This window comes from Mycobacteriales bacterium, from assembly GCA_035504215.1.
Lineage (GTDB): Bacteria > Actinomycetota > Actinomycetes > JAFAQI01 > JAFAQI01 > DATAUK01.
On sequence record DATJSI010000017.1, the window covers coordinates 1 to 13,131 of the forward strand.

The 13,131-nt window shown below is 67.7% G+C and carries 15 protein-coding genes; 9 read left to right on the top strand and 6 right to left on the bottom strand.

The genetic code is table 11. From position 1 onward, the window contains the following. Nucleotides 1-198 precede the first annotated feature (198 nt). From VME70_01625 to VME70_01635, 3 genes are all read right to left on the bottom strand, one after another. Nucleotides 199-591, bottom strand: a complete 393-nt coding sequence (locus tag VME70_01625; GenBank protein HTW18892.1) for a TIGR03618 family F420-dependent PPOX class oxidoreductase — start codon at nucleotides 589-591, stop codon at nucleotides 199-201. An 820-nt stretch (nucleotides 592-1,411) separates the two neighbouring features. Then, nucleotides 1,412-1,630 carry a hypothetical protein gene (locus VME70_01630; GenBank protein HTW18893.1) on the bottom strand — a complete coding sequence of 73 codons (219 nt, stop codon included), beginning with the start codon at nucleotides 1,628-1,630 and terminating at the stop codon, nucleotides 1,412-1,414. Nucleotides 1,631-1,672: 42 nt separating this feature from the next. Beyond that, nucleotides 1,673-1,954: a hypothetical protein gene (locus tag VME70_01635; protein ID HTW18894.1), complete on the bottom strand. Its 282-nt coding sequence runs from the start codon at nucleotides 1,952-1,954 to the stop codon at nucleotides 1,673-1,675. A gap of 515 nt (nucleotides 1,955-2,469) precedes the next feature. Between VME70_01635 and VME70_01640 the strand changes: the two genes are divergently transcribed. Genes VME70_01640 through VME70_01665 form a run of 6 tightly spaced genes read left to right on the top strand, consistent with a single transcriptional unit; the run spans nucleotide 2,470 to nucleotide 8,370 of the window. Continuing rightward, nucleotides 2,470-3,576, top strand: a complete 1,107-nt coding sequence (locus tag VME70_01640) for an isocitrate/isopropylmalate dehydrogenase family protein (GenBank protein ID HTW18895.1) — start codon at nucleotides 2,470-2,472, stop codon at nucleotides 3,574-3,576. Further along, nucleotides 3,576-4,535 carry a malate dehydrogenase gene (gene mdh / locus VME70_01645; GenBank protein HTW18896.1) on the top strand — a complete coding sequence of 320 codons (960 nt, stop codon included), beginning with the start codon at nucleotides 3,576-3,578 and terminating at the stop codon, nucleotides 4,533-4,535. Before VME70_01640 ends, mdh begins: the two co-directional genes overlap by 1 nt. Nucleotides 4,536-4,547: 12 nt before the next feature. Beyond that, nucleotides 4,548-5,846 carry a hemolysin family protein gene (locus VME70_01650; GenBank protein ID HTW18897.1) on the top strand — a complete coding sequence of 433 codons (1,299 nt, stop codon included), beginning with the start codon at nucleotides 4,548-4,550 and terminating at the stop codon, nucleotides 5,844-5,846. Nucleotides 5,847-5,876: 30 nt separating this feature from the next. Further along, nucleotides 5,877-6,884 carry a tryptophan--tRNA ligase gene (trpS, locus tag VME70_01655; protein HTW18898.1) on the top strand — a complete coding sequence of 336 codons (1,008 nt, stop codon included), beginning with the start codon at nucleotides 5,877-5,879 and terminating at the stop codon, nucleotides 6,882-6,884. Next, entirely contained in the window at nucleotides 6,881-7,459 is a 579-nt protein-coding gene (locus VME70_01660) for a 2'-5' RNA ligase family protein (GenBank protein HTW18899.1), read from the top strand. Before trpS ends, VME70_01660 begins: the two co-directional genes overlap by 4 nt. Further along, nucleotides 7,456-8,370 carry a YihY/virulence factor BrkB family protein gene (locus VME70_01665; GenBank protein HTW18900.1) on the top strand — a complete coding sequence of 305 codons (915 nt, stop codon included), beginning with the start codon at nucleotides 7,456-7,458 and terminating at the stop codon, nucleotides 8,368-8,370. The genes VME70_01660 and VME70_01665 overlap by 4 nt, the downstream gene beginning before the upstream one ends. On the opposite strand, the gene VME70_01670 is transcribed toward VME70_01665, so the two are convergent. After that, on the bottom strand, nucleotides 8,367-8,567 hold the full coding sequence (locus VME70_01670; GenBank protein ID HTW18901.1) for a cold-shock protein: 201 nt from the start codon (nucleotides 8,565-8,567) through the stop codon (nucleotides 8,367-8,369). The two genes, VME70_01665 and VME70_01670, sit on opposite strands and share 4 nt — an antisense overlap. A 160-nt stretch (nucleotides 8,568-8,727) precedes the next feature. Then, entirely contained in the window at nucleotides 8,728-9,891 is a 1,164-nt protein-coding gene (locus tag VME70_01675) for a serine hydrolase (protein HTW18902.1), read from the bottom strand. An 83-nt stretch (nucleotides 9,892-9,974) separates the two neighbouring features. Between VME70_01675 and VME70_01680 the strand changes: the two genes are divergently transcribed. Both VME70_01680 and VME70_01685 read left to right on the top strand, forming a co-directional pair. After that, a complete protein-coding gene (locus tag VME70_01680; protein HTW18903.1) occupies nucleotides 9,975-11,123 on the top strand; it encodes a glutamate--cysteine ligase in 1,149 nt (382 codons plus the stop codon). Next, complete coding sequence (locus VME70_01685; GenBank protein HTW18904.1) at nucleotides 11,120-12,295, top strand: amidohydrolase; 1,176 nt, start codon at nucleotides 11,120-11,122, stop codon at nucleotides 12,293-12,295. The genes VME70_01680 and VME70_01685 overlap by 4 nt, the downstream gene beginning before the upstream one ends. Before the next feature lie 45 nt (nucleotides 12,296-12,340). Here VME70_01685 and VME70_01690 read toward each other — a convergent pair whose 3' ends face one another. Next, nucleotides 12,341-12,793 carry a gamma-glutamylcyclotransferase gene (locus tag VME70_01690; GenBank protein HTW18905.1) on the bottom strand — a complete coding sequence of 151 codons (453 nt, stop codon included), beginning with the start codon at nucleotides 12,791-12,793 and terminating at the stop codon, nucleotides 12,341-12,343. A gap of 105 nt (nucleotides 12,794-12,898) precedes the next feature. Between VME70_01690 and VME70_01695 the strand changes: the two genes are divergently transcribed. Beyond that, a partial coding sequence (locus VME70_01695; protein ID HTW18906.1) for an FAD-dependent oxidoreductase occupies nucleotides 12,899-13,131 on the top strand: 233 nt, incomplete at its 3' end.

The following is a 13,131-nucleotide window of genomic DNA, read 5'->3' on the forward strand; positions in this document are numbered from 1 at the left end:
GGACACTCGGGGGCGGCTCTTCAATCCAGCGCGGCTGACCCAATCCCCACGGTCAGCACTTCGGATCAGTCACTTCCCGGACCCGCCACCGACAACGCTATCGCCGCACACAAACGCGCGTCTTGACAAAGAGGGGACCCGTTCTCGAACAGTCCCGACGTTGCGGTCCGCGTGCTCCGGGGTCAGGTGAGTTTTGTCTCAGCCGACGGCGCGGACCTTGTCGACCTCGATCGTGACGATCACTCGTACCTGATCTCTGCCGCCGTACCAGGGGTACGGACCGCCCAGGTACTTCTGCGCGAGCTTCTCGATGTGTTCGCTGCCGCCCTCCGTTGCGGTCGCGACGACACGGCCACCAAGGTTGAAGTATCGGCTGCTGTTCGCCGCGTCCGCAATGTTCAGCGCGATGCGCGGGTCCAGTTCGAGGTTGCGCAGCTTCTGGAATCCGTCGACGGTATTGATAAGTACGTGATCGCCGTCGGTGTCGACCCACGTCTGGGTCAGTTGCGGGGCGCCGTCGGGCATAACGGTCGCAACGAAGCACAGGCTCGGTTGCTCAAGCAGGTCAACGAGGTCGGATGGCAAAGTCACATTGGAAGCGTACGTACGTCGAGCCTCTAAGCTCCTCGCCACGGATGCCGACTAGGTGCCGTTCTACATCGGACTGGTTGGGCAAGGGCCCGTTGGGCGTCCTGGACTCTGGCTCACGTAACGACTGACCCGCGACCAGAGTGGTCGTAGCCTTGAGTTTCGTAGGCCTGTCGCCGAAGGCTTGTCACTAGCGCGAGTGGTTGGACACCTGACAAGGAGACTGAGTGGGGTCGGGTAGGTCAACGCCGCCTGTCCGACCGCGTAACACTCACAGGCTGCGCAGCATCAGATCGGGCACGGTGAGGCGCCGCGCGGCAGCGCTGATGGCCGGGATCGGATTAGGGCTGGCCGGGTGCACTGGCCACGTCACCGCAGGTCAGCCGTCCCCAGTGAGCACTCCTCGTTTCACGACAGTGCACAACCCGCTGTGGCGGCAGGGAGGCCATCCGAGGTGTGAAGCCGAGCTTGAGGTCATCTCACCGCACCTGGCCTACTTCGACGCGAACTCGGCTCCAGCCGGAACGGTGTTTACCGCGCAACCGCTTTCCCATCTCACCGGTCAAACCGCAGCCGGCGGGGTTCGTCTGCGCTCGCTGACACCCAAGCTCGACTACAAGTACGCGTTCCACAACCTGGGCTCGCCCGCTCGGATCGCAGTCAGCGTTCGGGCGCCGCGTCGACCAACCATGACCTTCGATCTTGTCGCTCAGCCCGTCTCGGTCGCCTTCCATGCCTGTTCGCCGCTTCTAGCTCCAACAGCGGCTGGTTAGGCCGCTTTCTACCGGGCGCGTCGGGACCGCTTTCGCGAACAGTGGTGCCACTACAGCTCGGGAAGGCCAGTCTGTTCGCGAACGGCTCGCTGTAGAAGCGGGATCTCCCTCATCAGCCGCTCATGGCGGTCGCGGTATCGCTGCCGGGTGCTAGGGCGGATACCGCCACCCGGCGAGTGCTCCACGGCGTACTCGTACTCATCGAGTGCCTCGTTGACCATGTGCCACTGAGCCATCGTGAGCGTCACGGCGATGGAATCATCGTCCACGATGTGAACGATAGGTGCCGCGACTTCCCGCTGACCGACGCGTCATCGATCTTCGTGAAGGCCTTCCCGATCGCAAAAATCGAGATTCAACCGCGCGGCCGATCCAACGGCAATGACGACCGCGACGCAGAAGGCCGCAGCACCGACGTCATGCCACACGTGTGAATGGAGGCCAAAGAGCCACGAGATGCCAACTTCGCACAGGACGAAGCCAGCCAATGACGCCCCGCAGACGATCAGTATGAAGACCGCCTCGACGACCGTCGCGTCATGCGTGCGCTCATCGCGTCTCGCCAGTCCATGGTCTGACAACACACCGGCCACCGCAAATGTTCGGGGTCGAGCCGACCTGCCGCACGCTCCCCGAAGCGGGCTGCCCGATCGCTCCGAGCACCTATTACGTACCGCTCTCGCCCGCCGTCAACGCGGGCGCGACGTGATGAGCAGCTTGCCAGTCAGATTACGCGGGTTCACCGGGAGACCTTCGGTGTCTGCGGGGCGCAAGGTCTGGCGGCCACCGAGAAGGAACGTTGGTGGCTCGTTGCACGGTGGAGCGGCTGAGCGGCCCAGCCATCGCGATTGGGCAGCTCTGGCAGGTCACCATCCTCGGCGACGGCGGCACAGGCCCCTACAACAGCCGAGTCGTCCGCACCCGCACCGACGCCACCGCGATCCGCTGGTAGACAAGTCGCATCCGGGCTCGCAAACCCCGACAGCCGCCGTCCTCACGCGGACCAGCGCACAGCAATAGGTGACAGTCAGGGGAGCCGCTCAACGGGCGCTGCACTAATCTGCGTCGCGGGGCCCACCATGCCCGACCATCAAGCGCAGGAGAGCACATGACCACCCACAAGGTGACGCTGATCCCCGGGGACGGCACCGGTCCCGAGCTGACCGAAGCAACCCGCCGGGTGCTGGAAGCCGCGGCCGCGACCGCCGGATCCGGCTTCGAGTGGGATCAGCAGGAGGCCGGCATCGACATCATGGAGAGCGCCGGAACCCCCCTGCCCGAGGCGACCCTGGACTCGGTACGCCGCACCGGGCTGGCGCTCAAGGGCCCGATCACGACGCCGATCGGCACCGGCTTCCGCTCCGTCAACGTCGCGCTTCGCTACGAGCTCGACCTCTACGCGTGCGTCCGTCCCTGCAAGACCTACGAAGGGATGCGCACCCGCTTCGACCACGTCGACGTCGTGATCGTCCGCGAGAACACCGAGGACCTCTATGCAGGCATCGAGTACGAAGCCGGGACCCCGGTCGCCGACCAGGTGATCGACTACCTGAACGGCCTGCAGGACAAGAAGATCCGGGCCGGCTCGGGCATCTCCGTCAAGCCGATCAGCGAGTTCGGCTCCGAGCGGATCATCCGCTACGCGTTCGAGTACGCGCGCAGCAACGGCCGCAAGCGCGTGCACTGCGTCACCAAGTCGAACATCATGAAGTTCACCGACGGGTTGTTCCTGGCGGTGTTCCGTGAGGTCGCGAAGGAGTTCCCGGACATCGAGCCGTGGGAGAACCTCGTGGACGCGACCTGCATGGGTCTGATCCAGCGCCCGGAGGAGTGGGACGTGCTGGTGCTGCCCAACCTGTACGGCGACATCCTGTCCGACCTCACGGCGGGAATGGTGGGCGGCCTCGGCGTCGCACCCGGTGGCAACATCGGCGCGAACGCGGCCGTGTTCGAGGCGACGCACGGCTCGGCCCCGAAGTACAAGGGGCAGAACAAGGTCAACCCGACCGCGATGATCCTGTCCGGCGAGATGATGCTGCGCCACGTCGGTGAGACGGTTGCGGCCGACAACCTCGAGCGTGCCGTCTCGGAGGTCATCGCCGAGGGCAAGAGCGTGACCTACGACCTGAAGCCGCGCCGGGACGATCCCACCGCGGTCGGCACGAGCGAGTACGCCGACGCGATCATCGCGCGGCTCGAAGGGATGAAGTCTTGATGGCGGGCGGTCGGCAGAAGGTCACGGTCGTCGGGTCGGGTTTCTACGGGTCGACGACCGCCCAGCGGCTGGCCGAGTACGACATCTTCGACACGGTCTTCCTCACCGACATCATCGAAGGCAAGCCCGAAGGGCTCGCGCTGGACCTGAACCAGTCCCGCCCGATCGAGGGTTTCGAGACCAAGCTGGTCGGTGTCACGACAGGGACCGACGGTTCCCGGTTCGAGCAGACCGCCGGCTCGGACATCGTCGTCATCACCGCCGGCCTCCCGCGCAAGCCCGGGATGAGCCGGATGGACCTGATCGAGACGAACGCCAAGATCGTGCGGGGAGTCGCCGAGCAGGTTGCCCGACACTCGCCCGACGCCGTGCTCATCGTGGTGTCCAACCCGCTCGACGAGATGACGGCGCTCGCCGCCAACGTCACCGGCTTCGACAAGGCGAAGGTGATCGGCCAGGCCGGCATGCTCGACACCGCGCGGTTCAGCTACTTCGTCGCCGAGGCTCTCGACGTCCCGGTCGGATCCGTCCGCACGCTGACGCTCGGCTCGCACGGCGACACGATGGTCCCGGTTCCCAGCGCTTGCACGGTGGACGGCAAGCCGCTGTCGGACCTGATGGACGCCGACCGGATCGAGGAGCTGGTCACCCGCACGCGCAACGGCGGTGCCGAGGTCGTCGCGCTGTTGAAGACCGGGTCGGCGTACTTCGCGCCGTCGGCCGCCGCGGCACGGATGGCTCGGGCGCTGGCGGAGGACAGCGGAGCCGTGATGCCGGTGTGCACCTGGGTGGACGGCGAATACGGCATCAGCGGCGTCTTCCTCGGCGTCGAGGCAGAGCTCGGTGCGGGCGGCGTGCGCCGCGTGGTCGAGCGCGACCTGTCCGACGCCGAGCTGAGCGGGTTGAAGGAGGCGGCCGAGGCCGTGCGCAGCAAGCAAGCCGACGTCGCCGATCTCTGAGCGCAGGACCACATGGTCTGGGTCAGCGTCGTCGTCGTCCTGATCCTCGTCCTGATCGAGGCGGTCTTCGCGGCGAGTGAGATGGCGCTGGTGTCGCTGCGAGAAGGCCAGATCAGTGCGCTCGCCGAGCGCGGCCGGCGCGGCCAGCGAATCGCCGCGCTGGTCTCGAACCCCAACCGCTTCCTGTCCGCCGTACAGATCGGGGTGACCACCACCGCGCTGCTGTCCAGCGCCTTCGGCGCGGTCACTCTGTCGCACTCGCTGAGTCGAGGGCTGAGGCACATCGGCATGACGCGTCGGCCGTCCGAGCTGGTCGGCTTCCTCGTCGTCACACTGGTCATCGCCTACGTCACCTTGGTGGTGGGCGAGCTCGCGCCGAAACGGATCGCCCTGCAACGAGCCGCGAGCACGGCGGGGCTCGTCGCGCCGACCCTCGACCGGTTTGCCAGGTTGATGCGACCGGTGATCTGGCTGCTGTCGGTGTCGACCGACGGTGTGGTCCGGCTGCTCGGCGGCGATCCGGCCGTCGGCCGTACCACGATCACCCACACCGAGCTGCGCGACCTCGTGACCGGCCACGAGGCGCTCAGCGGGGACGAACGCAAGCTGATCGACGAGGTGTTCGAGGCGGGCGAGCGCCAGGTTCGCGAGATCATGGTGCCGCGCACGGAGGTCGAGTTCTTCGACGCCACGTGGACCGTGACGAGGGCGCTGCGAGCGGCGCACGAGTCGCCCCACAGCCGGTTCCCGGTCGTTCGGGGCTCGCACGACGACGTGATCGGCTTCGTGCATGTTCGCGACCTGGTGCGTCCGGAGGCCGGACAGCGCCGGGGGATGAGGATCGCCGACCTTGCTCGCGAGATCGCCATGGTCCCCGACACCAAGCAGGTCCTCCCGACGATGTCGGAGATGCGGCGAAACGGCGACCACCTCGCGCTGGTGGTCGACGAGTACGGCGGCACCGCCGGCATAGTCACCCTCGAGGACCTCATCGAGGAGCTGGTCGGCGACATCCGCGACGAGTACGACGTCGCGGACGACGAGGCCAAGCAGCTTCGTGGCGGGGACTTCGAGGTCGACGGCCTGCTGAACCTCGACGACTTCGAGGAGGCCATCGGCGTACCGCTTCCGGACGGGCCGTACGAGACCGTCGCGGGCGCGCTCATGGCGACGCTCGGCCGGCTGCCGCGAAGCGGCGACGTGGTCGAGCTCGACGGGATCCGCCTGAAGGTGACCAAGATGGATGGCCGCCGGATCGCTCGCGTGCGCGTGACGGTCGTCAACGCCGAACACCCACCCGCCGACGAGTAATCGCCGGCGCACTCAGGGAAAATGGGAGCCATGCCTGCCGACCTGCCGCGCGTGCTGTCCGGTATCCAACCGACGGCCGACTCGTTCCACTTGGGGAACTACCTCGGCGCGGTGCGGCAATGGGTCGACCTGCAGGACACGCACGACGCCTTCTACTGTGTCGTGGACCTGCACGCGATCACGATGCAGCCGCCGGATCCGGCGGTGCTCCGGCACCGAACCCGGATCGCTGCGGCGCAGCTGCTCGCCGCCGGGCTGGACCCGAAGCGGTGCGCGTTGTTCGTGCAGAGCCATGTGCCGGCGCACACGGAGCTGACCTGGGTGCTGTGCTGTCTCACGGGCACGGGTGAGGCCAGCCGGATGACCCAGTTCAAGGACAAGTCCGCCAAGCAGGAGTGGACCTCCGTCGGGTTGTTCACCTATCCCGTCCTGATGGCGGCGGACATCTTGCTGTACCAAGCGGCCCAGGTGCCGGTCGGTGAGGACCAGCGCCAGCATCTGGAGCTCACCCGCGACCTCGCGCAACGGTTCAACGGCAGGTACGGCCCGACCTTCGTCGTGCCGGATGCCTACATCGTCAAGGAGACGGCGAAGATCCTCGACCTTCAGGACCCGACCGCCAAGATGAGCAAGTCGAGTGAGTCCCAGGCGGGCGTCATCGACATCCTCGACGAACCCGATGCGATCGCCCGGAAGGTCAAGCGTGCGGTCACCGATACCGGCACGGAGATTCGTTTTGATCCGTCGAAGCCGGGCATCAGCAACCTGCTGACGATCGCCTCGACCCTCAGCGGGCGATCCGTCAGCGACCTCGAAACCGACTACGCGGGCAAGGGCTATGGCGTGCTGAAGACCGATGTCGCTGATCTCATTATCGACTTCACGACGCCGCTGCGGGAGAGCGCAACCGGCTGGCTGGCGGACGTCGACGGCCTCGACGCCATTCTGGCCGAGGGAGCGGAGCAAGCCAGAGCGGTGGCCGACGAGACGTTGGCATCGGCGTACGACGCGGTGGGATTCCTTCCGGCCCGGCCGTGACGACCCCCACTCGCGACATCGGCGTCGCCATCGGGATTCCGGAGCCGTTCGGCAGCGAGCTGCAAGGGTGGCGGGAGCGGCTGGGCGATCCGAACGCGAGCCGGATCGTGCCGCACGTCACCCTGCTGCCGCCGACGCCGGTCGAACCCGACTTCCTGCCGACCATCGAGGAGCACTTGCGGCTGGTGGCGACGCTGTTCGGCCGGTTCACGATCCGCTTGCGCGGCTCGGCCACCTTCCTGCCGGTGTCGTCGGTGGTGTTCGTCTCTCTCGTGCAAGGCATTGCCGAGTGCGAGCAGCTCGAGGCGAAGGTTCGTTCCGGGCCGCTCACGCGAGAGATCCCGTACTCCTACCACCCGCACGTCACGGTCGCGCACGACCTTCCGGACGATGCCTTGTACCGCGCGTGGACCGCACTGTCGGCGTACGACGCGACCTTCGAGGTGTTCGGGTTCACGCTGTTCGAGCAGGGGCCGGACGAGGTATGGCGGCCGCAGCGTGACTTCACCTTCGGCGGCGGGGGGCTGCCCGGCCCGGCGACCGAGCCGTCGGGCAGACGCTACGAGGGCTGGTGAAGATCGACCGGCTGCGTGCCCGGCTGGACGACATCCAACAGGCGCGCCCATGGCTGGCGTTCCCGTACGCCGTCATCAAGAAGTTCGGTGCGGACTCCTCCACCAACTTGGCCGTCCTCATTACGTACTACACGTTCTTCTCGGTCTTCCCGCTGCTGCTCGCGATGTTCTCGATCCTCGGTTTCGTGCTTCACGGCAACCCGCACTTGCAGCACCGGATCGAAACCTCGACATTGCACGAGCTGCCGCTCGTGTCGGGACCGGTGCCCAAGCACGGCAGCGTCGCGGTGGTCGTCGTCGGCGTCGTTCTGGCGCTGTACAGCGGCCTCGGCGTGGCGAAGGCTGCACAGAACGCCTGGGACACCGTCTATTGCGTCCCGCAGACGGATCGTCCGAACTGGTTGCAGAAGAACGTCCGGTCACTCCGGCTGGTCGCCGTCGGCGGCACCGGCCTGGTGGCGACGGCGGTCGTGTCGACGTCCGTGGCCAGCGGCGGCGCGATCGGGTTGCACGTGGGCTTTGCGCTGACGATCCTCGGGATCGCGGTCACGCTGGTGCTCAACACCGCACTGCTCGCGATCGTGTTCCGCTGGCTGACCAGCCGCGAGGTGAGCTTCCGCGAAGTGATCGCCGGCGCGGCGTTCGCCGCGGTCGCCTTCGAGGTCCTTCAGGCGATCGCCTCCGCCTTCATCGCGCACAAGCTGAAGGGAGCGAAAGCGACCTACGGGGCGTTCGGCACGGTCGTCGTGCTGCTGTCGTGGTTCTACCTGCAGTCGGTGGTGCTGCTGCTCGCGGCCCAGGTCAACGTGGTCAAGCAGGACCGGCTGTGGCCACGGTCGATGCGCGCGGGCAGCACCGAACCGCGGCGCGATGGGCCGGAAGAGACGGGAAGCTCCGAGCGGAGCGCTTAGACGGACCGAACCTTGTCCGCCTGCGGGCCCTTCTGGCCCTCGGTGACCTCGAACTCGACCCGCTGGCCTTCTTCGAGGGTCTTGTAGCCGTCCATCTCGATAGCGGTGTAGTGGACGAACACATCGCTACCGCCGTCCACGGCGATGAACCCGTAGCCCTTCTCGCCGTTGAACCACTTGACCGTGCCTTGTGCCACAACTACCCCAGGTCGCTCGATCCCCGCCGTACCGAACCGGCACAGCGCAGCCGCTCCGGGGGGAGCGGATTGGCGAGGACAATACACGTCCGCGGGCGGTTGCGGCAGTGGTCCGGGCGATCAAGATTTTTTTCGTTGCCGGGACAAGCAGCGGCGCGAGTCAGATCGGCGGCAGCTTCAGCCGTGGCCGGTACCTGCGGTAGCGCCGTCGCCGGCGTCGTACGACGACGATGAGCACGATCGCCGCGAGCACGAGGACCGTGGCCGCGGCGACCTCGAGCGAGCGGGCCGAGATCTTCACCGCGTGGCCGCTCGACTTTGCCACGACGTGGTTCTCCGAGTTCGGCGCCGGCGACGAGAGGGACACCGGTTTGGTCTTGGCGGTCGCGAGCGGCCCGACCAGCGTGCCGACCGGACGCACCTTGTCCCACGCCTTGAAGCCCCAGTTGAGCAGCGACCGCGCCATCGGCCAGAAGTTCGGGTACGCGTGCATCAGCGTGATGAGGATGGTCTGGCCACCTCGGGTAGCAGCACCGATATAGGTGCCCATCGCGTGCACGGTGTAGCCGTTCTTCACGCCGATGTCACCGTGGTAGGTCGTCAGCAGGTAGTTGTGCGTGTAGATCGCGAAGTGCTTGTGGTGCGGGGCAGGAACGGTGCTGTGCACGGTTCCGACGTAGGAGCGGAACGCAGGGATGGTCAGCGCGTGCTTCGCGATCAGCGCGAGGTCGTACGCCGATGTCGTCTCGCCAACGCCGTCAAGACCGCTCGGCGTCATCGCGTGCGTGTCGTCGGCTTGCAGGGCATGCGCTTCGACGTTCATCTCTGCGACGGTCTTCTTGATCCCGCCGTTGTCCTGAGCGAGTGCGTCGGCAGCATCGTTGGCACTGACGACGAGCATGCAGGTGAACAGCTTGCGGATCGTGTAGCGCATCCCGGCCACGAGACCCACTCGAGAGCCGTTGACGTTCGCGTCCTTGAAGGTGACCCGGAAGCTCGAGCTCGGATCCAGCCGCGGCAGCAGGGTGTCGGCGGTCAGCACCTTCAGCGTGCTGGCCGGAAGGAACTTGCCGTGGGGATCCTTCGCGGCGAGCACTTGGTTCGTGGTCAGGTCGGCGACCAGCCAGGACGAAGCGGGGAGCTGCTTGGCGGCTGGAAGCGGCGGCGCGCCGGCCAGCGGGCGCTCGACCACGCCCCTCGTGGCCAGCAGCGGGCCGCCCACCGTGGGCTGAGTCGGGTTCGCCGGTGCCGCAACCGCGCCCACTGCGCCGGCTGCGACAGTGAGCGTGCCCGCGGCAGCTGCCGCGACCAGGCGAACGCGCATCACGGGTACGTTACCCGTCCCGCTGCCGGCCCGGTCGGGCGAGCGGTTGACGTCCCCCTCGGTCGGTGTGGTTGCGTACCTGCGTGGAGATCGCATTTACCTCGTCGCCGCGGTCGAGCCTGGGCGTCGAATGGGAGCTCGAACTGGTCGATCTCGGATCCCGTGAGCTGACCAGCGCCGCGTCCGACATCCTCGAGGAAATCTCCGGCCCCGGCGGCGCCGAGCATCCCAAGGCCAAGCACGAGCTGCTCGAGTCGTGCGTCGAGGTCATCACCGGCGTATGCGGAACCGTGGACGAGGCGGTGGCTGACCTTCGGGCGACGGTTGCCGAGGTGGCGGCCGCGGCCGCCACGCGCGACATCGGCCTGATGTGTTCGGGGACTCACCCGTTCAGCGACTGGACCGCGCAGCAGATCAGCCCCAACCCGCGCTACGCCAAGCTGGTCGAGGACATGCAATGGCTCGCCCGGCGGTTGCAGATCTTCGGCGTGCATGTCCACGTGGGGGTGCGATCGCCGCAGAAGGCGATCCCGATCGTCAATGCGCTGACCGCCTACATCCCGCACTTCCTCGCACTGTCGGGTTCGTCGCCGTACTGGGTCGGCACCGACACGGGGCTGGCCTCGGCTCGCAGCAAGGTCTTCGAGGGCCTGCCGACAGCAGGGATTCCCTACCAGCTGTCCGGATGGAACGACTTTGAGCACTTCATGGCGACGCTGATCTCGGCGCAGACCATCCACTCGGTGCGCGAGGTGTGGTGGGACGTGCGCCCGCACCCTCAGTTCGGCACCGTCGAGCTGCGGATCTGCGACGGGCTGCCCAGCCTCTACGAGATCTCCTGGGCGGCAGCGATGTCCCAGTGCCTCGTGGAGATGTTCAACACCCAGCTCGACCGTGGGTACACGCTGCCGGTGCCGAAGGGCTGGACGCTGCGCGAGAACAAATGGCGCGCCGCGCGGTACGGGCTGGACACCGACCTCATCGTCGACGACGAGGGGCGCACCGAGCCGCTGCGTGAGCTGATCGGCACGCTGATCGACGAGCTGGCCCCGATCGCGGAGCGGCTCGGGTGCAGGGACGAGCTGTTCCGGGCCAAGCGGATCCTCGAGGTCGGACCCAGCTACCAACGCCAACGCGATTGCGCGGCGAAGGCGAGCGGCGACCTGACCGCGGTCGTGGACGGGCTGATGACCGAGATGCGTGACGAGGCTCCGGCGGGGCTCTCTCTATGACGGTTGCAGAGTTCCTGGCCGACAATGGCCAGCGTCTGGTCGAGGTACGCCGCGACCTGCACGCCCACCCCGAGCTCAGCCGGGAGGAGCGGCGGACGACCGGCCTGCTCGCCGATGCGCTCACCCACGTCGGGCTCTCGCCGCGCGTGATGCCCGGCGGGACCGGTCTGCTCTGCGACATCGGCCCCTCACCCGCGCGGATTGCGCTTCGTGCCGACCTCGACGCGCTGCCGATACCTGACACCAAGGAGGTGTCGTACCGATCCAGGGTCGAAGGCGTGGCGCACGCCTGCGGACACGACGTGCACTCGACCGTCGTGCTGGGCACCGGCCTCGCCCTGGCCCGCATCGCCGCCCGCGAGGAGCTGCCGTTCGGCGTCCGGCTGGTCTTCCAGCCCGCCGAGGAGGTGGTTCCCGGCGGCGCGCTCGACGTGATCGACGCCGGCGGTCTCGACGGCATCCAGCGCATCTATGCGCTGCACTGCGACCCCACGGTCGACGTCGGCGAGATCGGGCTGCGAACGGGCTCGATCACCTCAGCCAGCGACCATGTCGAGGTCCGGTTGACCGGCCCGGGCGGTCACACCGCCCGCCCCAACCTGACCGCCGACCTGGTCACCGCGTTGGGTGCGGTCATCTCGGGCGCACCCGCGCTGCTCGCGCGCCGCGTGGACCCACGCGCCGGGGTCGCCCTGGTCTGGGGCCGGGTCGAGGCCGGCCGGATCGCCAATGTCATCCCCCGATCCGGCGTCGTGATGGGGACCCTGCGGACGCTCTCGCGCGAGACCTGGGAGCAGCTGCCGCCGATGCTCGAGGAAGTGATCCGCGCGGTGGCTTCGCCGTACGGCGTCGGGGTAGAGGTATCCCATACGCGCGGGGTCCCGCCCGTCGTCAACGATGCGGCGAGTGTCGTCGCGCTCGATGCGGCGGTGCGCACCGCGGTCGAGGGCGGCCGGATCTGCGAGACCGGCCAGAGCCTCGGCGGCGAGGACTTCGCGTGGTACCTGGACCACGTGCCCGGTGCGCTGGCCCGGCTCGGCGTCCGTTCACCGGGCAGCAAGGTCTCGATGGACCTGCATCAGTCCGGCTTCGACGTCGACGAGCGGTGCATCTCGGTCGGCGTGCAGCTTCTGACCGGGATCGCGATGGGTGCGGGCTGGACCGCTGCCTGACCTCGCGCAGGCGGTGGTGCGCCCGCGGGAAACGGCGAGTGCGACCTAGGGCCCGACCGTCCGGCAGGGCCGGGCGCGTAGCTCCGCGACATAGTCGTCGGGGGCACCGGCGAGCTCGGCCGCGTCGGCCATCAGGCCGAGATACCGCGCCGAGGGCAGTCCACCCTCGTAGCCGTCGAGCACGTACAGCCAGGTGAGGACGATGCCGTCGAGGGTGTCGACCCGCACCCGGATCTTGTTGTAGAGGCCGGTAGTGGCGAACTCGATCTCGTCGAGGGTGGACTCGTCGTGCTCCGTGACGTCGTAGACCATGACGAACACGCGGTTCCCGGGGTCCTCGACCACGGTTGCGAGCGAGCCCTCCCAGCCGAGGTCGTCGCCGCCGAAGGTGAGCCGCCACCCCTCCAGCCAGCCGGTTCCGTGCTGGGGGGAGTGCGGGCATCGCTCGGACATCTGCGCCGAGTCCATGTTGCTGCCGTACGCCGCGTACAGGGCCACGAATGAACAGGGTAAGGGTCCAGGCACCCGGAAGTGGGCTGATGCGCCGCGACATGCTGACGTGGCCGTTACGGCCCGGGCCGGGATGCGCCAGAATGAGGCGTCGTGAGTCAGTCACACCCACGTATCGCGATCATCGGCGGTGGCCCGGGCGGCTACGAGGCGGCCCTGGTCGCCGCGCAGCTAGGCGCCGAAGTCACCGTGGTGGACACCGACGGTCTCGGCGGGGCCTGCGTGCTCACCGACTGCGTGCCGTCCAAGACGCTGATCGAGACGTCCGGCGCCATGGCCGCGCTGACCGGCTCGGCCGGCCTCGGCATCAGGATCGGCGCGGGCGC